1 protein-coding gene is annotated in these 947 nt (G+C 46.1%); it reads right to left on the reverse strand.

Annotation, left to right across the window (positions count from 1 at the left end):
- The coding region (gene silB / locus BV390_RS30355) for a Cu(+)/Ag(+) efflux RND transporter periplasmic adaptor subunit SilB (RefSeq protein ID WP_085397644.1) at positions 1 to 896 on the reverse strand (896 nt) is incomplete at its 3' end.
- Between the last annotated feature and the right edge of the window lie 51 nt (positions 897 to 947).

Consider the following 947-nt stretch of genomic DNA (forward strand, 5'->3'; position numbering starts at 1 on the left):
GTTGTCTGATCCACGCTGGGAAGAATGTTCCATTTTTCGACATGGAATGTTTTATCCGGATAAGCCGGTACCGAAATTTCAAACTGCGACGTATCTTTCAGCAGATATGCGATAGATTCTGGCACTGCAGCGCTGATCCAGACCGGGTCCATCCCCTGAATCTGAGCCACTACTTTATCTTTCGAAATATTCATTCCGGTGCGCAGGTCAAACGCAGTAATGACACCATCAATAGGTGCTTTAATGGTAAAACGGGTCTGGATTGTGCGGGTTGAACGCAGCCTTTGAATATCCTCTTCCGGCATACCAGCTAGACGAAGTCGCTCCAGAACCCCTTTTATCTGGGTTGACGTACCGCCTGTACCGGATAACAGCAGGAACTCACTTTGTGCCTCAACCCATTCAGGAATGGTGATATCGATAAGCGGAGTGCCTTTCTTCACATGATCGCCAATCGTCAGGGGATACACTTTTTCGACGAAACCGTCAGAGCGCGCCTGCACAATGACAAACTGATACTCGTTGTAACTGACATTAGCCGGGATTGTCTGAGAATAATTCAGCATTCCTCGCGTGACTTTTTGCGTTTTTAATCCCAGATTCTGAACCTGCGTTGGATCGATACGGATCCCGCCACTGCTTTTATCGCCGCTTTCATCAGCATATTTTGGCACCAGGTCCATATCCATAAAGGGAGATTTTCCGGGTTTATCAAATTTGGTATCCGGTTTCATCGGGTCATACCAGAAAAGTACCTTTCGCTCCGGTGCCTTTTGTTCGGTTTGTACTGTTTTTTGTGATGAGTTTACATACTGCCAGGCAGTAACCGATATCAGCCCTCCTGCTATGAGGCTGCTGATAATTATTGCAGCATATTTTATCTTTAAAGAAGCCATACAATTTCTCGCTGAAAAATCAAAACACCTGGCATATGCGCCCGATCATTC

Origin of the sequence: Klebsiella sp. YJ (genome assembly GCF_002108615.1) — a bacterium.
GTDB classification, from domain to species: Bacteria; Pseudomonadota; Gammaproteobacteria; order Enterobacterales; family Enterobacteriaceae; genus Klebsiella; species Klebsiella planticola.